We start from the raw sequence: 20,508 nt of genomic DNA on the forward strand, positions 1-20,508 counted from the left end.
CGACGGTACGGATGCCCGCTCACCGGGTGAATGGCGTCACCCGGTGCCCCCGAGGTGGGGTTTCCCCCACCGTCGACACCGGTCGGTTGATGTCTGACATCAACCGACCGATCACGACCTGACAGCACCACCACCGAGTCGGTTGATGTCAGACATCAACCGACATCGTCCGACACCCGACCCGGCTGGTCGGTCAGGCGGGCTTGGGTTCTTTGGGGAGGCCGAGGACGCGTTCACCGACGATGTTGCGCTGGATCTGGCTGGTGCCACCCCAGATCGTCTCCGAGCGGGAGAAGAAGAACGCGGACATCATCGGGCTGACCGGGTAGCCGTCGCGCCGCTTGTCGCGTCCGGCACCCGGCCACGACCCCGACTCGGGTCCGGCATCGACCAGCATCGACTCGGCGCCCCAGATGTCGAGCGCGAGCTCCATCGCTGCCTTGTGCATCTCCGACCAGAACATCTTGTTCGTGGCGCCGAGCACGACCGTGCCCATGTCCTTCTTGCCCGTGACGGCGGTGGTCAGGTTGCGGAGCCCGTTGATGCGGAGGATCTGGATCTTCGTGTAGTACTGCATCAGGCGCTGGCGGATGCCGGGATCGTCGATCGTGCCGTTCGCCGTGGCGGCCTCGACCATGAGGCGGTACTCCTCCTCGAAGCGGCGATAGCCGGTCGTGGCCGACTGGCCCCGCTCGAACGCCAGCGTCGAGTTGGCGACCTTCCAGCCGTTGTTGACGCCGCCGACTACGTTCTCCTTCGGCGCCTTGGCGTCGGTGAAGAAGACCTCGCAGAACTCGGCGGTGCCGTCGGGCTGGGTGATGCCGCGGACCTCGACACCCTCCTGCTTCATCGGCACGAGGATGTAGGAGATGCCGGCGTGCTTCGGGGCGTCGGGATCGGTGCGGGTGAGCAGGAAGCAGTAGTCGGCGTGATGGCCCTGCGTGGTCCACACCTTCTGACCGTTGATGACCCACTGGTCACCGTCGAGCACGGCCGTCGTCTTCAGCGACGCGAGGTCGGAGCCCGAGTTGGGCTCGGAGAAGCCCTGGCACCAGCTGGTCTGGCCCTTGAGGATCCCGGGCAGGAACTCCTGCTTCTGTTCCTCGGTGCCCCACTGCAACAGGGTGGGTCCGACGAGGGTGTCGCCGAAGAAGTCGCCGCGCATCGGGGCCTTGGCACGGGCGAACTCCTCGGCGAGCGCGACGCCCTGCATCGTGCTGAGGCCCTTGCCGCCGTATTCGCTCGGCCAGGTGGCGCAGATCCAGCCGCCCTCGAAGAGTTTCTGGGGCCATTCCTGGTTGAACTGCTTGCGTTCCTCGTCGGTCATCTCGAAGCCGTCGTCGAACCAGCCATCGGGCAGGTTCTCCTCGAGCCACGCACGAATCTCGGTGCGGAATTCCTCGGCCTCGGCGGGGTACGTCAGATCCATGTCCCCATTCTGCCACTCCACTTGACCCGCGGGTCAAGTCAGGTCGGTGCACCGCCCGGCGGCGCCGTTCACACGACGTTCACACCGATCGAACCTCGCTGTGACGTTGCGGGAGTTGCATCGTCGTCATGGCACGGCCCGCTCCTGTGAGTTCACCCGAACGTCGGCAGACGGATCCTCACCCCCTCGAGCATCTGACTCCGCAGGAGCGGGCCGTGTACCAAGTGCTGGAAACCAACGCCGGGCGGGTCCTGAGTCGGGCCGAGCTGGCCCGCCGGGCCGGGATCGCCGACCTGAGCGCGCGCCGCTGCGACTCCCTGATCGTCGGCATCCGCCGTTCGATCGGCGCCGACCGTGTGCGAACCGTGCGGCGACGCGGCTGGATGCTCGTCGCCTGACACCACCCGCCTCCCGCCCTCTCACCAGAGAGCGCTCCACCGCCGCAGCCACCCCCTCGGGCTGCGGCGGTGCCGCGCCCCGTCGGATGAGGTCAGACCCCAACCGACTCGCCCCGACGCTCGCGCGCTCGATCGCGCTGTCGGTTGGGGTCTGACCTCATCCGTCCGACATTGCGCACCCGGACGAACTGGTCACACAGACGAAACATTGCTCGGACGTTGCAGAAATGACGCGGTTCTAACTTGCCGACCGATCCGGCTGGCAACGAGGCCCTCGCCGGATTGCCCCTATCAATCCCCACCAAACCCCGAGGAGGACCTCGTGCGCAACAAACGTGCGCTTCGAATCATCTCCGGCCTGGGTGGCGTCGCCGCTTTCGTGGCAATCGCTCCCTCGTCGGTCTTTGCCCAGGACGGACCCGACACCCAGGCCTACCTGGACAACATCTGGGTGTTCATCGCCGGCATCCTGGTGTTCTTCATGCAGGCAGGCTTCGCTCTCGTCGAAGCCGGTCTGACCCGAGCGAAGAACGTCGTCAACATCTTTGCCAAGAACATGGCGGACGCCATCGTCGGCATCACCGCATGGTTCGCCGTCGGTTGGGCCTTCGCGTTCGGCCCCGACGGAGGTGACTTCATCGGCTCCGGGCAGTTCTTCTTGTCCGACGCCGATCTGCTCATCCCCGCCGAGGGCGGCCTGAGCAACGCGACGTCGTTCTTCTTCCAGGCGGTCTTCGCCGCCACGGCCGTGACCATCGCCTCCGGCGCCATGGCAGAGCGGACGAAGTTCAGCTCGTACCTCATCTTCTCCACCGTGATGTGCGCCATCATCTACCCCGTCGTCGTCCACTGGACCTGGGGTGGCGGCTGGATCGCCGGCATGAGCGTCGGCGACGCGGTCTACTCCGACTTCGCCGGTTCCGGCATCGTCCACATGACCGGTGGCATCGCCGCCTTCATGGGCGCCCTGTTCCTCGGACCCCGCATCGGCCGCTACGACGCCGACGGCAAGCCTCGTGCGATCCCTGGCCACAACATCCCGTTCGCCATCGTCGGTGTGTTCATCCTGTGGCTCGGCTGGTTCGGCTTCAACCCCGGCTCGGAGCTCGCTGCTGACGAGTTCGTCATGACCGTCGGTGTGAACACGATGCTCGCCGCCGTGGCCGGTGGCCTGTTCTGCACGATCACGATCTGGTTGGTCGCCGGCAAGCCCGACGTCGCCATGATCGGCAACGGCGTGCTCGCCGGCCTGGTCGCCATCACCGCTCCGTGTGGCACGGTCGACCCGCTCCCCGCCTTCATCATCGGCGGCATCGGCGGCGTCCTCGTGGTCTTCTCGGTCTTCTTCTTCGACAAGATCAAGATCGACGACCCGGTCGGCGCCATCTCGGTGCACGGCGTGTGCGGCGCCTGGGGCCTGCTGTCGATCGGTCTGTTCGCCAAGTACGACGACGCCTTCCTCGGCCGCGAGGACGCCGGCCTGCTCTACGGCGGCGGCATCGATCAGCTGCTCATGCAGGCCCTGATGCTCGTCATCATCCTCGTCTGGGTCGCCGTGACCACGGGCGCCCTGTTCTTCGCCATCAAGTCGACCATCGGTCTCCGGGTCAGCGCCGAGGAAGAGATCGAGGGCCTCGACGTCCTCGAGCACGGCCTCGCCGGCTACTCGGGCGACACGGTCAGCGTCTGATCGACGGCAACCACTGACAACGAATCGAAAGAGAGCAACACGATGAAACTCATCACTGCAGTGATCAAGCCGTTCAAACTCGACGACGTGAAAGACGCCCTCAAGGCGGCCGGCGTGGCCGGCATGACCGTCACCGAGGTCCGCGGCTTCGGCCGTCAGGGCGGCCACACCGAGACGTATCGCGGCGCCGAGTACAAGATCGACTTCGTCCCGAAGATGTCGATCGAGGTCGTCGTCGACGACGCGGCGGCCGACGCCACCGTCGACACCATCATCCAGGCAGCCGCCACCGGCAAGATCGGTGACGGCAAGGTCTGGGTGACCGACGTCAGCCGTCTCGTACGCATCCGCACCGGCGAGGAAGGTGGCGACGCGGTCTAGCCGCTTCGCCGTCCGACGCTCGCAGCGTCACCTCGCTGTTGCGGGGTAGGGGCACTCCCGGGTCACAGCGATGTGGCCCGGGATGTCCCCTTTTTCAGGCCCGTTTCGTCAGCGCCGGGTCAGCGGCTGCGCGACGAGTTGGCGTTGCGGTTGTTCCGATTGCGGTTCCGGTTGCGGTTCTGGCCGCCACCCTTGCCGCCGTGGGGGCGCTCGTTGCGGCCGCCCTGATTCGACGGACGACGATCACCCGAGCGCTCCGACGACTCGCCCTGGCGGTCGTCACGACGCTGCCGGCTCTCGCCATTCCGGTTCCGGTCATTGCGGCTCTCACCGTTGCGGTTCTGGCCGTTCTGGTTCTTGCGGTTCCGGTTGCGATTGCCGTTCTTGCCGCCCTTGCCGTTCTTCGAACGGGGCTGCGGCTTCGGCTTGTCGACGCCGGCGAGCGTCGGCACCGAGGCTTGCACGACCTCGGGCTCGTCGGCCGAGCGTCGGTCGTCGAGCGCCTCGTCGAGACCGACCTTGCGCTGGATCTTGCGGTAGTCGGAGCGCTGGTCGGGCTGCACGAGCGACACGACGAGCCCACCGGCACCGGCCCGCGCCGTCCGACCCGAACGGTGGATGTAGGTCTTGTGGTCCTCGGGCGGGTCGTAGTGCACGACCGAGGCGACGCCGTCGACGTGGATGCCACGAGCGGCGACGTCGGTGGCGATCAGGGCGTGCACCTTGCCGTCGGTGAAGGCGTCGAGCGCCCGGTTGCGGGCGTTCTGGCTCAACCCACCGTGGATCGGGCTGGCGGCGAAGCCCAGCTTGGTCATCTGGCGGGCGAGCCGGTCGGCGCCGTGCCGGGTACGGGTGAACACGATCGAGGGCCATGCCTCGTTCACGGTCTCGGCCACGATCGCGTTCCGCTCGAGACGGTCCACCATCACGAAACGGTGTTCGGCCGAGGTGACGTCGGGCGTCTCGTCGCCGACTTCGTGACGGACCGGGTCGCGCTGGTAGTCGCGGGTCAGCTTGGCGACGTCGCCGTCGAGGGTCGCCGAGAACAGCATGGTGCGGCGATCGTCGGCGGTCTGGTCGAGCAGTCGACGGACGACGGGCAGGAAGCCCATGTCGGCCATCCGGTCGGCCTCGTCGAGCACGACGTTGTCGACGGCGTCGAGCGAGACGTCGCCACGCTGGATCAGGTCTTCGAGGCGGCCGGGGCAGGCGACGAGGATGTCGACGCCACGCCGCAGCGCCGAGACCTGCTTGCCGTAGCCGACGCCGCCGTAGACCGCATCGACGCGCAAGCGGCCGGAGAACGAACGCAGTTCGGCGGTGATCTGGTCGGCCAGCTCCCGCGTCGGGGCGAGCACGAGGGCGTGGGGTCGGCCCGGCGCGGCCCGCTCGGTCGTGGCGACGAGCGGCACGCCGAAGGCGATGGTCTTGCCCGAGCCGGTGGGCGCACGGCCGCACACGTCTCGACCGGCGAGCCCGTCGGCGACGGTGGCCGCCTGGATCTCGAACGGATGGGTGATCCCGCGCGCCGCGAGCGCGTCGGAGATGAAGGAAGGCACGCCGAGATCGGCGAAGGAGGGGGTCATGATGTCGCTTTCCACGCCGGCACGTTGCCGGCGTCGATGTGGTCTGGAGGTTGGTGGCTCACCTCGACGAGCAACCACATCGTCTGCGAACCCGACGAGCGGAACGGGCCGCTCGAAGCGCTGCCACGCTAGCGCGGACCGCCCCGGTTCCCTCTCGGGGCGCTGACCAGGACCGACGTCCCATCGCTCCGTGACGTCCGGTGTTCGCATCGTCGCGCCGATCCGGGCATGATGATGGGGACAACGAGGTCACACCGAGGAGACGCCATGAAGCTCATCACCGCCGTCATCAAGCCCTTCAAGCTCGACGACGTGAAGGACGCGCTCAAGCAGGCCGGGATCGCCGGCATCACCGTCACCGAGGTGCGTGGCTTCGGCCGCCAGGGCGGCCACACCGAGACCTACCGCGGCGCCGAGTACAAGATCGACTTCGTCCCGAAGGTGCGCGTCGAGGTCGTGGTCGACGACGCCGACGCCGACCAGGTCGTCGAGACGATCGTGTCGTCGGCGGCCACCGGCAAGATCGGCGACGGCAAGGTCTGGGTGACCGACGTCGGCCGGATCGTCCGCATCCGCACCGGTGAAGAAGGCGGCGACGCCGTCTAGCACCGTCGACGACCGGGGTCGGCCCCCGTTCGTCGGCTGCTCGAAATTTGTTTGCATCCGCACGCTTGTGGTGCTCCGTAGGGGAGGGCATAACTCCCTACCCCCATCCCGGAGGATCTCATGCGTAACCGTTCACTCACCTCGATCGCCGTCGTCGGCGCCCTGGCCTTCACCCTGGCCGCCTGCGGCGACGACGGCAACGACGACGCCGCCGACACCACCGAGGTCGCCGACGAGTCGGGCGACATGGCCGACGAGCCCGGCACCATCGTCGACGTCGCCGTCGCCGCCGACGACTTCAACACCCTGGTCGCCGCCGTGCAGGCCGCCGGCCTGGTCGAGGCCCTGTCCGGCGAGGACGAACTCACCGTCTTCGCCCCGACCGACGAGGCCTTCGCCGCTGCCCTCGACGCACTCGGCCTCACCGCCGACGAGCTCCTCGCCGATACCGACACCCTGACCGAGATCCTCACGTACCACGTCGTGGCCGGTGAGGTCATGGCCGCCGACGTCGTCGGTCTCGACGGGCAGTCGGTCGAGACCCTGAACGGCGCCTCGGTCGAGATCAGCGTCGACGGCGAGACCGTCATGGTCAACGAGGCCACGGTCGTCACCGCCGATGTCGACGCCAGCAACGGCGTCATCCACGTCATCGATGCCGTTCTCCTCCCGCCGGCCGGCGACGACATGGCCGATGACGAGATGAGCGAAGAAGGCATGTCCGAGGACGAGATGGCCGAGGACGAGATGACCGAGGACGAAATGGCCGAGGACGAGATGGCCGAGGAGTCGATGGAGGGTGACACGATCGTCGACGTCGCCGTCGCCGCCGATGACTTCAACACCCTGGTCGCCGCCGTCGAGGCCGCCGGCCTGGTCGAGGCCCTGTCCGGCGAGGACGAGCTGACCGTCTTCGCCCCGACCGACGAGGCCTTCGAGGCCGCCCTCGAGGCGCTCGGCCTCACCGCCGAGGAACTCCTCGCCGACACCGAGACCCTGACCTCCATCCTCACCTACCACGTCGTGGCCGGTGAGGTCCTCGCCGCCGACGTCGTCGAGCTCGACGGCGAATCGGTCGAGACCCTGAACGGCGCCACCATCGACATCACCGTCGACGGCGACACCGTCATGGTCAACGACGCCACGGTCGTCACCGTCGACGTCGACGCCAGCAACGGCGTCATCCACGTCATCGACACCGTGCTGGTTCCCCCGGCCGGCTGAGCCGGCTGGAGACGTGGGGCGGAACCGTTCGCTGGGTTCTCGGTTCCGCCCCACGAGGACCGTCCTCTCGAGGTCGGTCAGTCGTCGCCGGGTCGCCGTTCCCGCCGTGCGGCCCGGCGGCGACGAAGTCGCCAGTCACCTCATCGGGTCCGGCCCGGTGCTCCGACCAGGAGCGCCGGGCCGTTCTCGCGTCCGGGGTCCGTCGCCTCGGTTGCACGGCCGAGCTCGCTCCCGGAGCACCCATCGCCTCGGTCGCCCGGCCGTCCCGCGACCGGACGCCCGTTCTCGTCTGCCGAACGTGCTCGCCTCCCGGCAGCGTTCTCGTCTGCCCCGCCCGAACCCCCGTCGCCTAAGTTGAGGACATGACCGACACCGCCGCTGCCCCCGCCAAGAGCGAGCGCTGGACCGCCCAGTGGAGAGAACTCAAGGCCGAGGTGGTCGACACCGGCTTGTGCACCGGGTGTTCGGCCTGTGTCGTGACCTGCCCGCACGACGTGATCGGGTACGAGCACGAGGAGGGCAAGTATCTGCCGTTCCACCTCGAGGAATCGCTCGGCGCCGACAACTGCATCCACGGCTTCGGCGAAGAGGGCGGTTGCACCACCTGCACCCGTGCCTGCCCCCGCTTCCGTGCGTGGGAGCCGGCCGCCGACATGCACCTGTTCGGCAAGGTCCGCGAACCCGACGAGATGGCGGGCATGTGGCGCAAGCTGCTGCTCACCCGGGCCTCCGACACGACCGTCCACGACATCGGCCAGGACGGCGGCTTCGTGTCGTCGATGCTGATCTGGCTCAAGGAGCACGACTACATCGAGGCCGCGCTGGTGTCGGGCGTCGAGGACGACGACCGCTGGAAGGCCAAGCCGCAGGTGGTCACGAACCGCGAGGAGATCCTGGCCACGGCGGGGAGCCGCTACACCTATTGCGCGAACCCGTTGGCGCTCCCCGAAGCCCGCGAGCGCGGGTTCGAGCGCCTGGCATTGGTCGGTATGGGTTGCCAGACGTCGTCGCCGCCCACGATGTGGGACCGCAAGGCCGGCAAGGTCTCGAAGCCGTTCCTGTTCAACATCGGGCTGCTCTGCTCGAAGACGTTCGACGATGCCATCTTCACCGAACTGTTCGAGGCCAAGTACGGCCTCAAGAAGCAGAACATGAAGAAGATGAACATCAAGGGCGTGTTCCAGATCTGGATGGACGACGGCTCGTACCACGAGATCGACCTGAAGGAGTGCCACGCCTGGACGCGCAAGGGCTGCATGCACTGCCCCGACTTTGCTGCCGAGCACGCCGACATCTCCACCGGTGGCATCGGCGAGGACAACGACTGGACGCTCACGATCGTCCGCACCGAACTCGGCGAGGAAGTGATCGACCGGATGATCGCCGACGGCTCGATCGAGGCGAAGCCGGCTCAGGAAGACGAGACGGCGATGCGCTTGCTGCGCCTGCTGTCGATCGTCAGCCGCCGACGCTGGCCGAACGATGCCGACCCGGCCCCCGCCATCGGTGTCCCCCCGCCCAAGAAGAAGAAGGCCGCCGCCGCGCCCAAACCCTGAACAGAAGGGGTCAGGCACCTTCTGTGCAGCCGGCCATTACGGGCCGGCGCAGAACGGACGAACAGAAGGTGCCTGGCTGGATTCCAGTGGTCAGTGCAACACGAGTTGGTCGAAGACTTCTAATGGTGTCAGGAAGCTGTGGCGTTTGCGTGGCCGGTTGTTGAGTTTGTGAGCGATCGCGTCGAGTTGTTCTTGGCTGAACTGGGACAGGTCACTGTCTCTGGGTAGGTATTGGCGTAGCAGCCCGTTGATGTTTTCGTTGCTGCCTCGTTGCCAGGGAGCGTGCGGGTCGCAGAAGTACACCTTCATGTCGGTGGCCATCGTGAACCGGCGGTGAGCAGCCATTTCGGTGCCGCGATCCCAGGTGAGTGTTCCCTGCAGCACGGCCGGCAGGGTTCGGACACGTGCTGCGATCGCGTCCGCGACGTGATCGGCTTGTTTGGTGCCAAGTTTGGACAGCATCACGAGTCCGGTGGTGCGCTCCACGAGCGTGCCGACCTGGGAGCCGTTGTTGCGACCCATGATCAGATCGCCTTCCCAATGGCCAGGCACCAGACGGTCCTCGATGTCGTCGGGACGTTCCGCGATCGACACCAGGTCCGGGATCGAGGACTGGTCCCGGTTCCGAGCCGTGACCGGGCGGGCCCGGCGATGCTGACGTTGAGTACGTAGACACGCAGCGAGTTCTTTACGGAGCCCGCCCCGACCATGCACATACAACGCTCGATAGATCGTTTCGGGGGACACTCGCATCGTCTCGTCGTCGGGAAACTCGAGCACCAGCCTGGCACTGATCTGTTCCGGCGACCACTGCTCGAGATCAAGCCAGCACGCAACCACCATCGCCAGCAACGGGAACTGCTCGAACTTGAACAACTTCGGTCGCTTCGCACGCTGCTGAGCGGCCAGATGCGCAGCAACCGCCCGATACTCGTCGCGGCCACCGTTGTTGTTGATCTCACGGCCCACCGTTGAACGATGCCGATCAATCCGACGCGCGATCTCAGCGTTGGAAACCCCTTCCACGATCCCACGAGAGATCTCTTCCCGGTCGGTCAACGTCAACCGGCTCACTGATGTGTCACGAACCTGTTTCTCCACCTCGGGATCATGAGCAATCCGACGCACCGTTGTCGAAGACAACCCGAACCGTCGAGCCACCCCAGCTTGTGTGTGACCATCGGCCACCAACAACCACACCCAACAACGAACCTCATCAGCAACACGCTGTCTCGGCATGAACACCTCCAAAAGATCAAGGTGTTGCAACGACCCTCGGAACCCAGCCTGACCCCTTCTGTCGGTCTGCGAGTTGCGTCAGCCGAGGCCGCGGCAGCTGGTGAGGTCGGCCTGGAAGCGGGCGACGATCTCCATCGCCGCCTCTTGGCCGTCGGCCGCCTTGTTGAAGACATCGTCGAGATCGCCGAAGCCGGCCTGCTCGTCGTCGGTCAACTCGAAGTCGTCGACCTGCTCGTGCATGCAGTCGCGCTCGGCCTCGCTCAACGGCTCACCGTCGGGGCCGTTCGCGGCGTCGATCATCTCGTGCGCGAGCTCGTCACTCGGCGGCGGGGCCGTCCCGCAGGCGGTCAGGAACCCGAGCGAGACAACGGCAACGGCGAGCATCGAACGACGGCGATTCACAGTGGAGCAAGGCTATCGACGAATGGGGTCGGATACGTTTCGTCGGGACCGACGAAACGTATCCGACCCCATTCGTCGGCGTTTCCGGTCAGCCTGCGAGTTCGACGGCTCGGTGGAAGATGTCGTCGAGCATCGGTTCGGTCAGGCGGCCGGTGAAGGTGTTCTGCTGGCTGGGGTGGAACGAGCACAGCAACGTCGGCCCACCGTCGAGCGCCACCTCGACGCCGTGCCCGAACTTCGGCTTCGGACGCACCCCGAAGTGCCGCACGGCGGCGTCGTAGCCGAAGCCGCCGAGGCACACGACGACCCGTGCTCGGCGCAGCAACGCCATCTCACGCTCCAGGAACGGGGCGCACGTGTCGCGTTCGTCGGTCGACGGCTTGTTGGCCGGCGGCGCGCACTTCACCGCGGCGGTCACCCAGGCGTCGGTGAGCGCCAGCCCGTCGTCGGCCGACACCGACGTCGGCTGGTTGGCGAGGCCGGCCCGGTGCATCGCTCGGAACAGCCAGTCGCCCGAACGGTCGCCGGTGAACACCCGCCCGGTCCGGTTGGCGCCGTGGGCGGCCGGTGCCAACCCGAGCACGACGATGCGGGCCTTCCCGTCGCCGAATCCCGGAATCGGCTTCCCCCAGTAGTCCTCGTCGCGGTACGCCGCCCGCTTCTCCTCGGCGACCTGCTCCCGCCACGCGACGAGTCGCGGACAGGCTCGACAGCCCACGACGTCGCGTTCGAGTCGACGCAGCGTGTCGCGCGGCGCGCGTGCCGAGGCCGAGGTGTCGGAACGGTCGGGGTCGGCAGCGCGTGTCACGTCGAACGACAGTAGGTTGAACGGGAGATGGCGCGAAAGACTCCCCCGGCCAAACCCACCACGGTCCTGCTCGTCCGGCACGGCCAGACGCCGACCACCGGCCAGTCGCTCCCGGGGCGCGCCCCCGGGCTGCACTTGGCCGACGCCGGTGTCCGCCAGGCCGAACGTGCCGCCGAACGCCTCGCCGAGCTGAACAAGGTCGACGCGGTGTACTGCTCGCCGCTCGAACGCACCCGTGAGACGGCGAAGCCGATCGGCAAGGCGCTCGGCCTCACCCCGAAGGTCCGCAAGGGCCTGCTCGAGTGCGACTTCGGCGAGTGGACCGGCGCCCAGCTGAAGGATCTGTTCAAGCTCCCCGAGTGGAAGACCGTGCAGCAGGCGCCGTCGCAGTTCCGGTTCCCGGGCGGCGAGAGCTTCACCGAGATGCAGGTGCGCATCGTCACCGCGATCGAACAGCTCGCGGCCGAGCATCCCGGCGGCACGATCGTGTGCGTCAGCCACGCCGACCCGATCAAGGCGGCGATGGCCCACGCGCTCGGCACCCACATCGACCTGTTCCAGCGGATCGTGATCTCGACCTGCTCGATCAGCGCCGTGTCGTACACGTCGGGTGGCCCGATCGTCCTGGCGGTGAACTCGACGGGCGGCTCGCTGAAAGACCTGGCGCCGTCATGAGCGTCTTCTACGAGTTCGAGGACGTCGACGCCTTCACGACCGGCACGATCGGCCAACCCGGATCGCGGGTGTTCTACCTGCAGGCCCGACACGGCAAGCAGCGCGTTGCCGTGAAGTGCGAGAAACAGCAGGTGAGTGCGATCGCCCAGTACCTGCGCACCGTGCTCAACGATCTGCCGCCGCCCGACGACCGCCCCGTGGCCGGCGCACTCGAGCTCGTCGAACCCGTGCACGAGGCGTTCGTGCTCGGACCGATCGGCCTCGGATACGACCGCTCGTCCGATCGGCTGGTCGTGCAACTCGAGGAGTTCCGGGTCGAGGACGACGACGACCTCACCGAGGGCACGATCGACGACGACGACACCGACACCGACGGCCACATCCGGCTGTACGTGACCCGCGGCCAGGCAGCCTCGTTCTGCGAGCGCGCCGAACAGATCGTGGCGGCCGGCCGGCCCGACTGTCAGTGGTGCGGGCAGCCGATCGACCCCGACGGTCATCCGTGCCCGCGGATGAACTGACGCCCATGGCGCCCGACGAACTCGCCGACCCGCTCGCGTTCCTGACCGAGGCCGAGGTCGAGATCGAGGGTCGCATGCCATGGAGCTCGAACGCCACGTTCCTGACGACGCTGCGGTGCGACGGACCCGACGGCGCGATCGAGCAGCAGGCGATCTACAAGCCGGTGCGCGGCGAGCGCCCGCTGTGGGACTTCGAACCGGGCCTCCACAAACGCGAGCGTGCGATGTTTCTGTTGTCGGAGCATCTCGGACTCGGGCTGGTGCCGCCGACGGTGATCCGTGACGGCCCGCTCGGTGAGGGTTCGCTCCAGTGGTTCGTGCCGGCCGACCACAGCGAGCACTACTTCACCATCTACGAGACCCGTGGCCACCTCCACGATCGTCTGCGCGAGATGGCGGTGCTCGACATCATCGCCAACAACACCGATCGCAAGTCGGGCCACTGCCTGCTGCAACCGGGCGCCGACGACGACCCCTCGCTCGACCGGGTCTGGGCGATCGACAACGGGTTGTGCTTCGCGGCGCCGTACAAGGTCCGCACCGTGATCTGGGAGTTCGCCGGCGACACGATCGACGACGACGTGTTGGCACGTGCAGCGACACTCCTCGACGACGTCCCCGCCGAGATCGCCGAGCTCCTCGACGACGACGAGGTCGTCGCGATGCAGCATCGTGCCACCAAGCTCGTCACCGAGCGGGCACTCCCCGCCGAGGACGGCGACTACCACCACTACCCGTGGCCGCTGGTCTGAGGGAGCGAGACGGCGGATGGCCGACGACGAACGCCTCGACGCACTGATTCACTCGGTCGACCTGGACGGCCTCGTCCGCATGATCGACGACCGCTGCTCCGACCGCGACTGGGCAGGCGTGCTCCGCCTCCGGGATCGATGCGCGGCGGCGACCCGCGAGACCGGTCGGCAGCTGTGGCCGGCGGCCACACTGGCCGAGTACCGACTGGCGTTGCTCGCCCCGCCCGAGTGGGCGGCAACGGTGCTCGACGGTGAGGCGGGACGGTTCACGATCGGACCGCTGTCGGAGGTCGCCGCTCAACACCACACCTGGGCCGATCTGCGACCGCACCTCGACGCCGTGCCGATCTCGCTCTTCGTCGCCCACGAGCGTGCGATCCGCGGCGAGTCGATCGATCCGTCGTCGCTGGCGCCGCTGCCGCCGGTGCTCGACATCCCGGCAGCGCTCCAGTCGTGGGAGCCGGCGTACACGGTCGCCACCTATGGCGACGCAGGGGTCGAGCACGAGATGCCGGCGTCGAGCGGCGTACCGGTCGACACCGAGGTGACGTCATCCGCCGAGGTCGTCGACGACGAGGCGACCGAGCTCGCGCTGCGCCAGCTCGTCGAGACGTGGACCGCGTCGTCGACCGGTCGCGCCGAGTCGGTGTGCGTCGAAGGCGCCGCCGCCGACGCGGTCGCCGCACTCGGGCTGCACTCGATCCGCATCGTCGAGATCCCGGCCGATGAGGCGCTCGCCACGCTGGCGTGGGCCGGCGCGTCCGGCGGCGCGCACGGCCGTCGGCGTGGGGCGGCGATGGGCCGCTTCTCGACCTGGTGGCTGCTCGGTGCGCTCGGCGACCTCCACGACGACTGGCCCCCGACCGTCGACGAGGTCGAGACGCTGCTCGACGAACTCACCTGGTACCGCTGGGACGCCCACGAACCCGACGGCGGGTGGCGGGTGCAGCTCGCCGTCGAGAACACGACCGAAGGCGTCGCCTGGGCCTTCAACGCACGCGACGACGCCTGATCTGCGCCACCCGACCCGTGGCCGGCGTTTCGCCTCAGGCGTCGAGCAGGTGGCCGAAGCTGCGCCACATCACGGCGAGGATGATCGCCGATCCGGCGAAGCCGAACCAGAACGGTGCGGTGATCCCCCACACACCGGCGAGCACGCCGCCGAGCGCCGAGCCGACCACGAGGCTGCCGAACACGGCGACGGCGTACACGGCGCCGACCCGTCCCTGGAACTCGGTGGGGACGACACGGTGCCGGATCGTCGACGCCGTCGTGCCCCACGCCGCTTCGTGGATGCCGAACACGAACATCGTCGAGAAGGCAACGGCCGGCACCGTGGTGAGCGCGAGGACGAGGTGGGTGCCGGTCTCGATGATCAGCCCCACACGCATGATCCCCGACCGACCGAGCCACGCCTCGAGGCGCCCGTAGACGATGGTGCCCACGACCGCGCCGACGGCACTGGTGGTGACGAGGAAGCCGTAGCCGACTTCGTCGAGCCCGAGCCGCTCGGCGGCGTAGAGCACCATGATCCCGTATGTCGCACCGAAGGTGATGTTGAACGCGAAGATCGTGATGACGAGCACGCGAACCGCCGAGTGCGCCCACACGAATCGCAGCCCGGCGGCGATGTCGGCACGGGCGGTCGAGTGTTCGTCGCGCGGGATCGGCGGGGTGTGTCCGATCCGCCACACGAGCGCCGCCGACAGCGCCAGGAGGGTGGCGTCGATCGCGAACGGCGCGGCCATGGCCCCGGCGAACAAGAACGCGCCGAGCGGCGGCCCGGCCAACCGGTTGAGGGTGATCTGCCCGAAGCGGAGCCGGGCGTTGGCGATGCCCAGATCGTCGCGGTCGACCAGCATCGGCAGCAAGGTGCCGCCGGCGGTGTCGCTGAAGGTCTCGGCGGTGCCGAGCACGAACATCGCCGTCAGGACCACGGTGACGTTCACGACGTCGGTCACGATGGTGGCGGCCAGCACCGCCAACACGATCGCCCGGCCCAGGTTCGCCGCGACGACCAGCCGTCGCCGGTCGAATCGGTCGGCCGTGACCCCGCCGACGAGTCCGAACAGGAGCCACGGCAGCTGCTGCAACATCGTCGCCGCGGCGACGAGGAACGGGTCGGTGGTCTGCGAGGCGACGAGCAGCGGCCCGGCCGCCAGCACGACGCCGTCGCCGAGGTTGCTGACCCAGACCGACGACATCAGCCATCGGAAGCGGCTCCCCAACCGCTCGGGCACGGCGGCCCGCATCACGTATCGGGCCGGCCGCAACACGCCCGCCGACGCTACCGGCCCGAAAACGACGAAACCGGCCCGGTTCCTCCGGAGGAGGAGGCCGGGCCGGTCTCGACGGTGTACTGGTTCGGGCGGGTCAGCGACCCTGCAGCGCCTCGATCAGCTTGGGCATCACCTTGTGGACGTCGCCCACGATGCCGAGGTCGGCGACACCGAAGATCGGCGCCTCCGCGTCCTTGTTGATCGCGATGATGTTCTTCGAGCCCTTCATGCCCACCATGTGCTGGGTGGCGCCCGAGATGCCGGCGGCGATGTAGACGCTCGGCTTCACGACCTTGCCGGTCTGGCCGACCTGCATCGAGTAGGGCACCCAGCCGGCGTCGACGATCGCACGCGAGGCGCCCGGAGCGCCCTTGAGGATCTTGGCGAGGCTCTCGACCATCTCGAAGCTCTCCGACTGGCCGAGACCGCGACCACCGGCCACCACAACAGCGGCCTCGTCGAGCTTCGGACCGGTCGTCTCCTCGACGTGGACGGCGGTGACCTTGGCCCCGCCGGTCGCACCGAGGTCGGGCACCGGTGCCGAGACGACCTCACCCGCACCGGCACCGCCGGCCTCGGGCTCGAACGACTTCGGGCGGAACGCAGCGAGGAACGGGCCCTCGCCGGTGAAGGTCGTGGTGACCAGCTGCTCGCCACCGAACACCGGCGTCGTGACCTTCAGCGAATCGCCGTCGACCTCGATCTGGGTGTTGTTGGTGAGCACCGTGCGGTCGAGCTTGACCGACAGGCGGCTGACGATGTCACGGCCCTCGTAGTTCTGGGGGAACATGATGAGGTCGGGGCTGTCGCCACCGTCGATGACGGCCTTCATGGCGGCGGCACCAGCCGCGCCCGGCAGGTCGCCGTCGAGGGCACCGGTGGAGTACACCTTGGCGGCGCCGTATTCACCGAGCGCCGAGGCGATCGGGGCGCCGTCGCCGACGACGAACGCCGAGACGGTGCCGCCGAGACCACGGGCCTTGGTGAGCAGTTCGAGCGTCGCCGGGGTGGGCGCGCCGTTGGCTTCCTGAGCGAAGACCCAGATGTTGTTGATTCCCATGTCTGTTCGTCTCCTTGCTCAGATGACCTTGAGTCCCTCGAGGAACTCGACGATCTTGAGGTGCGCTTCGCCCTCGTCTTCGATGATCTCGCCGGCTTCGCGGGCCGGGGCCTGTGCGACGTCGGTGATCTGCTGGTCGGCGCCGGCCCAACCGACCGGGGTGACACCCAGATCGGCGGCGGTGACTTCCTCGACCGGCTTCGACTTCGCGGCCATGATGCCCTTGAAGCTCGGGTAGCGGGGCTCGACCACGCCGGCGGTCACGCTGACCAGTGCGGGGGTCGGGCACTCGACCTCGTCGTAGCCCGCTTCGGTCTGGCGGGCGACCTTCACGGTGCCGCCCTCGACCGCAACGCTCTTGGCGAAGGTGATCGACGGCATGCCGAGGACCTCGGCCATCTGCTCGGGCACGGTGCCGGTGTACCCATCGGACGACTCGGTCGCCGCGATGATCAGGTCGGCGTCGCCGAGCTTCTGGGCTGCGGCCGCCAACACCTTGGCGGTCGTCAGCGCATCGGAACCGGCGAGCTCGGGGTCGGAGACGAGGACGGCCTTGGCCGCACCCATCGCCAGCGCCGTGCGCAAGCCGGAGACCTCACCGTTGGGCGCCATGGAGATGAGGCTGACTTCGCCCTCACCCGCCTTGTCGACCAACTGAAGGGCCATCTCCACGCCATAGCTGTCGGACTCATCGAGGATGAGCTTGCCCTCTCGCTTCAGCGTGTTCGTCGAGGGATCCAGCTCGCCCGGCAGTGCCGGGTCGGGGATCTGCTTCACGCACACGATCACGTTCATGGATTCACAAGCTACCCGTGGGTAGTTCCCGCGCCCAAAGTCGGAGCGCATCGTTTCGCGCGATGGCGTGCCTGCCGGAGCGATCGGGCGGCACGACCGGAGCGACGCGATACGGTTCGCGTTCTTGCGGATCCTCCTCGTCGTCAACTCGTTCGCGTCGTCCGTGACGGCCCGGAACACGGTGATCGTGCACCGGCGGTTGGCGCGCGGCCACGACGTCGAGGTGGTCGAGACCAATCGGCGAGGCCACGCGACCCGATTCGCGCTCGACGCCGCTCGGCAGGGTTTCGACGTCGTGATCGGCTACGGCGGTGACGGCACGCTCAACGAGGTCGCCACCGGCATCGCCGGCTCCGACACCGCGCTCGGCGTGCTGCCCGGCGGTTCGACGAACGTGTTCGCCCGGACGCTGGGCCTGCCGAACGATCCGGTCGAGGCCGCCGACCACCTGGCGCGCGGCATCGACGCCGCCGATCTGCGTCCGATCGGCCTCGGCAAGGTGAACGGTCGCTTCTTCTGCTTCCACACCGGGATCGGCTTCGACGCCGCCGTCGTGCGGGCGGTCGAGCAGCGTGCGTCGCTGAAACGCTGGCTCGGCCATCCTCTCTTCATCACCGCCGGGCTCACGACGTGGTTGCGCGGCTACGACCGCACGCAGCCGCACTTCAGGCTGTCGTCGGAGCACGGCGAGATCGACGACGGCTACTTCTCGATCGTGCTCAACACGAATCCGTACACCTTTCTCGGCAACCGCCCACTCGACCTGTCCCCCGACGCCGGACTCGATCGTGGTCTCGTCGTGCTGACGTTCCGCACGATGCAGGTCCTGCCGATCCTGCGCGGCCTCGGCGGCGCCCTGAAGGGCGGCGGCGTGACGACGAGCGAGCAACTCGTCGAATGGACCGACGTGTCACGGATGACGGTGTCGAGTGCCGAGCCGTTCCCCTACCAGCTCGACGGCGACTACCTCGGTGCCGTCGACCGGCTCGAGTTCGAACACGTCCCCGACGCGGTCCAACTCGTCTTCCCCGCCGAGTAGCGGACGTGTCCCGTCAACGTCGGCGTACGTCGAGGGCGACGTCGGGCACGTTGGTGCAGATGCCGTCGACGCCCCACGCCATCAGCTCGCGCATCCGGTCCGGGTCGTCGCACGTCCAGACGTTGACCGCGAGCCCGAGCGAGTGTGCGTGACGAACCGACGCCTCGTCGACGACGCGGTCCCAGGGGTGGATCGCCTCGTGACCGGCGGCTGCCGTGCGCTCGATCGTGGCGGCGTCGATCGTCGACGTCAGGAACGCCGTCCGGGCGGTCGGGAACAGCTCCCGGCATCGCGTCACCGTGTCCCAGCGGAACGACGAGAACAGCCAACGCGCCGAGCCGGGTCCGAGTTCGCTCGCGATCTGCTCCACGGCCCGGTCGGACGGATCGTGGTCGGGGTCGCGTGGGTCGTTCTTGATCTCGATGTTGACGGCGATTCCGGCACAGGCGTCGAGCGACGCTGCCAGATCGGGGACCTGGTCGGGCAGGTCGGTGCGATTCGTGTCGCAGATGGCCCGGCCGTCGGCGAGGTGGGCGTCGTGGTGGACGGCCAGGCGGCCGTCGGCGGTGCGACGCACGTCGAGCTCGACGCAGTCGGCACCCATCTCGACGGCACGGGTGAACGCAGCGATCGTGTTCTCGGGCTCGGCGCGCGAGGCGCCGCGGTGGGCGATGACGAGGGTCACCTCGACATGCTGGCACGTCGCCGTCGGCCGCTGGCGCGCCGATGGCGCGCCAGGACTCCATCTGGATAACAGATGGGTGTATGCCTTCTATCTATCTTCTTGCCATCGCCGCAGGTGGGATCTACTGTGAGCGGCGACTCGGCATGACGCCGATTCAGGTTCCCGCCCCCCACCGTTTCTCAGGAGTTCATGTGTCGAACCTCGCGTCCGCCCTCGCTCTCGCCGCCGCCGACGACGTGTGGCGCGATCACGCTCTGTGCCGCGACACCGACCCCGAACTCTTCTTCCCGGTCGGCACGACCGGCCAGGCGCTCGTCTCGCAAGACCACGCCAAGCAGGTCTGCCAGGAGTGCACGGTCCAGCAGGAGTGCCTCGACTACGCACTCGACACCAACCAGGACTCCGGCATCTGGGGCGGCCTCACCGAGGAGGAGCGTCGCTCCATCCGTCGCCAGCGCGCCGCAGCCGCTCGCGCGGCACGCCAGCAGGCCAGCTGAGCAACCCATCGGGCGCGGCCCTCACGGGTACAGCGCACTCTCGGCACGCTGCACCAGTTCTGCTCGACGCCGGTCGTCGAGTCCGGCGGCCGTCGCCGCCCGAACCCGGATCTCCCCGGCCTCGTCACGGTCGGCGTCGAGATCACCGACGAACACGACGTCGGTGAGCCCGTCGGTCCCGGCGAGCCGCTTCAGCATCGCTGCCACGTCCTGAGCGTCGGCGTCGTCGGGAGCCTTCACGTTGAGCTCGACCGACGTCGGCTCCTGTGAGAGGTTGCGGATGTTGACCAGGGCGTTGTTGGGCAGGTGCATCGTGCTGTCGGCAGCACGGATGCGGGTGCTGAACAGGCCGACGTGATCGACGACGCCGCGGATCGGCAGGTTCCAGCCGATGTCGGCTTCGACGAGGTCGCCGACGCCGTACCGGTCCTCGAAGTGGACCGACAGACCCGTCAGGTAGTCGTTCACCTTGTGCTGGCCACCGATCGCCAGCCCGGCGCCGATGAAGCCGGCGCTCGACAGGAAGAACGCCGGGTCGACGTCGAGCACGTTGAACATCACGATCGTGGCGACGAGCCAGATCGCCACCGAGGCGAGGTGGCTGACCATCCGTGAGGCGGCGTCGATGCGTTGCCGGCGACGCTGTTCGCCGGCTTCGGTCGTCTCACCACCGATCCGTCGGGCCCGGGTCCGCCACAGGCCGTGGCCGGGGCGGCTGTGGACGGCGAGCCGCTTGATGACCCGCCGGGACACGACCCGGGCGAGTCGCGACGCGATGATCGCCGAGGCGACGATGATCACGACGGTGCCGGGGCGGGTGACCGCATGCCCGGCGAGGAAGTCGAGGAGTTCGTGGAGCACCAGCGCAGTGTGTCACCGAATCCGG

General features: G+C 68.1%; 22 protein-coding genes. 12 read left to right on the plus strand and 10 right to left on the minus strand.

Annotation, left to right across the window (positions count from 1 at the left end):
- Positions 1–193: 193 nt before the first annotated feature.
- Positions 194–1,429: an acyl-CoA dehydrogenase family protein gene (locus tag BDK89_RS16470; RefSeq protein WP_133869990.1), complete on the minus strand. Its 1,236-nt coding sequence runs from the start codon at positions 1,427–1,429 to the stop codon at positions 194–196.
- Between the two features lie 128 nt (positions 1,430–1,557).
- Between BDK89_RS16470 and BDK89_RS16475 the strand changes: the two genes are divergently transcribed.
- The 3 genes from BDK89_RS16475 (at position 1,558) to BDK89_RS16485 (ending at position 3,898) form a co-directional block, all read left to right on the plus strand.
- Complete coding sequence (locus BDK89_RS16475; RefSeq protein WP_133869991.1) at positions 1,558–1,827, plus strand: helix-turn-helix domain-containing protein; 270 nt, start codon at positions 1,558–1,560, stop codon at positions 1,825–1,827.
- A gap of 322 nt (positions 1,828–2,149) precedes the next feature.
- Positions 2,150–3,517, plus strand: coding sequence for an ammonium transporter (locus BDK89_RS16480; protein WP_133869992.1), 1,368 nt, complete (start codon positions 2,150–2,152; stop codon positions 3,515–3,517).
- A 42-nt stretch (positions 3,518–3,559) separates the two neighbouring features.
- The gene (locus tag BDK89_RS16485; protein ID WP_133869993.1) at positions 3,560–3,898 is read left to right on the plus strand and encodes a P-II family nitrogen regulator; all 339 of its coding nucleotides are present in this window, start codon (positions 3,560–3,562) and stop codon (positions 3,896–3,898) included.
- Positions 3,899–4,017: 119 nt separating this feature from the next.
- On the opposite strand, the gene BDK89_RS16490 is transcribed toward BDK89_RS16485, so the two are convergent.
- Positions 4,018–5,499, minus strand: a complete 1,482-nt coding sequence (locus tag BDK89_RS16490; RefSeq protein ID WP_243839197.1) for a DEAD/DEAH box helicase — start codon at positions 5,497–5,499, stop codon at positions 4,018–4,020.
- Positions 5,500–5,751: 252 nt separating this feature from the next.
- On the opposite strand from BDK89_RS16490, the gene BDK89_RS16495 reads away from it, so the two are divergent.
- The 3 genes from BDK89_RS16495 (at position 5,752) to BDK89_RS16505 (ending at position 8,870) form a co-directional block, all read left to right on the plus strand.
- A complete protein-coding gene (locus BDK89_RS16495) occupies positions 5,752–6,090 on the plus strand; it encodes a P-II family nitrogen regulator (RefSeq protein ID WP_133869994.1) in 339 nt (112 codons plus the stop codon).
- A gap of 120 nt (positions 6,091–6,210) precedes the next feature.
- Positions 6,211–7,314, plus strand: coding sequence for a fasciclin domain-containing protein (locus tag BDK89_RS16500; RefSeq protein ID WP_133869995.1), 1,104 nt, complete (start codon positions 6,211–6,213; stop codon positions 7,312–7,314).
- 362 nt (positions 7,315–7,676) lie between these two features.
- The gene (locus tag BDK89_RS16505; protein ID WP_133869996.1) at positions 7,677–8,870 is read left to right on the plus strand and encodes a Coenzyme F420 hydrogenase/dehydrogenase, beta subunit C-terminal domain; all 1,194 of its coding nucleotides are present in this window, start codon (positions 7,677–7,679) and stop codon (positions 8,868–8,870) included.
- Between the two features lie 90 nt (positions 8,871–8,960).
- On the opposite strand, the gene BDK89_RS16510 is transcribed toward BDK89_RS16505, so the two are convergent.
- The 3 genes from BDK89_RS16510 to BDK89_RS16520 form a co-directional block, all read right to left on the minus strand.
- Positions 8,961–10,109 (minus strand): IS30 family transposase, encoded by a 1,149-nt coding sequence (locus BDK89_RS16510; RefSeq protein WP_133867369.1) that lies wholly within the window; start codon positions 10,107–10,109, stop codon positions 8,961–8,963.
- A 78-nt stretch (positions 10,110–10,187) separates the two neighbouring features.
- A complete protein-coding gene (locus tag BDK89_RS16515; protein WP_133869997.1) occupies positions 10,188–10,511 on the minus strand; it encodes a hypothetical protein in 324 nt (107 codons plus the stop codon).
- 88 nt (positions 10,512–10,599) lie between these two features.
- Entirely contained in the window at positions 10,600–11,319 is a 720-nt protein-coding gene (locus BDK89_RS16520; protein ID WP_133869998.1) for a uracil-DNA glycosylase, read from the minus strand.
- A gap of 27 nt (positions 11,320–11,346) precedes the next feature.
- Between BDK89_RS16520 and BDK89_RS16525 the strand changes: the two genes are divergently transcribed.
- From BDK89_RS16525 to BDK89_RS16540, 4 genes are read left to right on the plus strand one after another with little or no spacing between them, the layout of a single operon-like run.
- A complete protein-coding gene (locus BDK89_RS16525; RefSeq protein ID WP_133869999.1) occupies positions 11,347–11,994 on the plus strand; it encodes an MSMEG_4193 family putative phosphomutase in 648 nt (215 codons plus the stop codon).
- Positions 11,991–12,515, plus strand: coding sequence for a DUF3090 family protein (locus BDK89_RS16530; protein WP_133870000.1), 525 nt, complete (start codon positions 11,991–11,993; stop codon positions 12,513–12,515). The genes BDK89_RS16525 and BDK89_RS16530 overlap by 4 nt, the downstream gene beginning before the upstream one ends.
- The gene (locus tag BDK89_RS16535) at positions 12,497–13,267 is read left to right on the plus strand and encodes an SCO1664 family protein (RefSeq protein WP_243839198.1); all 771 of its coding nucleotides are present in this window, start codon (positions 12,497–12,499) and stop codon (positions 13,265–13,267) included. Before BDK89_RS16530 ends, BDK89_RS16535 begins: the two co-directional genes overlap by 19 nt.
- Before the next feature lie 16 nt (positions 13,268–13,283).
- A complete protein-coding gene (locus tag BDK89_RS16540) occupies positions 13,284–14,279 on the plus strand; it encodes a DUF6183 family protein (protein ID WP_133870001.1) in 996 nt (331 codons plus the stop codon).
- 34 nt (positions 14,280–14,313) lie between these two features.
- On the opposite strand, the gene BDK89_RS16545 is transcribed toward BDK89_RS16540, so the two are convergent.
- The 3 genes from BDK89_RS16545 to BDK89_RS16555 all read right to left on the minus strand — a co-directional run bounded on the left by BDK89_RS16545 (position 14,314) and on the right by BDK89_RS16555 (position 17,401).
- Positions 14,314–15,519, minus strand: coding sequence for an MFS transporter (locus tag BDK89_RS16545; RefSeq protein WP_133871138.1), 1,206 nt, complete (start codon positions 15,517–15,519; stop codon positions 14,314–14,316).
- Positions 15,520–15,640: 121 nt separating this feature from the next.
- Positions 15,641–16,606: an electron transfer flavoprotein subunit alpha/FixB family protein gene (locus BDK89_RS16550; protein WP_133870002.1), complete on the minus strand. Its 966-nt coding sequence runs from the start codon at positions 16,604–16,606 to the stop codon at positions 15,641–15,643.
- An 18-nt stretch (positions 16,607–16,624) separates the two neighbouring features.
- Positions 16,625–17,401 (minus strand): electron transfer flavoprotein subunit beta/FixA family protein, encoded by a 777-nt coding sequence (locus BDK89_RS16555; RefSeq protein WP_133870003.1) that lies wholly within the window; start codon positions 17,399–17,401, stop codon positions 16,625–16,627.
- Between the two features lie 124 nt (positions 17,402–17,525).
- Here BDK89_RS16555 and BDK89_RS16560 point away from each other — a divergent pair, with 124 nt between their 5' ends.
- Positions 17,526–18,440 (plus strand): diacylglycerol/lipid kinase family protein, encoded by a 915-nt coding sequence (locus BDK89_RS16560; protein ID WP_166657639.1) that lies wholly within the window; start codon positions 17,526–17,528, stop codon positions 18,438–18,440.
- Positions 18,441–18,453: 13 nt separating this feature from the next.
- On the opposite strand, the gene BDK89_RS22215 is transcribed toward BDK89_RS16560, so the two are convergent.
- Entirely contained in the window at positions 18,454–19,125 is a 672-nt protein-coding gene (locus BDK89_RS22215; protein ID WP_133870005.1) for a glycerophosphodiester phosphodiesterase, read from the minus strand.
- A gap of 191 nt (positions 19,126–19,316) precedes the next feature.
- Between BDK89_RS22215 and BDK89_RS16570 the strand changes: the two genes are divergently transcribed.
- On the plus strand, positions 19,317–19,622 hold the full coding sequence (locus BDK89_RS16570; RefSeq protein WP_279586796.1) for a WhiB family transcriptional regulator: 306 nt from the start codon (positions 19,317–19,319) through the stop codon (positions 19,620–19,622).
- 21 nt (positions 19,623–19,643) lie between these two features.
- On the opposite strand, the gene BDK89_RS16575 is transcribed toward BDK89_RS16570, so the two are convergent.
- Positions 19,644–20,483 (minus strand): mechanosensitive ion channel family protein, encoded by an 840-nt coding sequence (locus BDK89_RS16575; RefSeq protein ID WP_133870007.1) that lies wholly within the window; start codon positions 20,481–20,483, stop codon positions 19,644–19,646.
- Positions 20,484–20,508 lie beyond the last annotated feature (25 nt).

Origin of the sequence: Ilumatobacter fluminis (assembly GCF_004364865.1) — a bacterium.
GTDB classification, from domain to species: Bacteria; Actinomycetota; Acidimicrobiia; order Acidimicrobiales; family Ilumatobacteraceae; genus Ilumatobacter; species Ilumatobacter fluminis.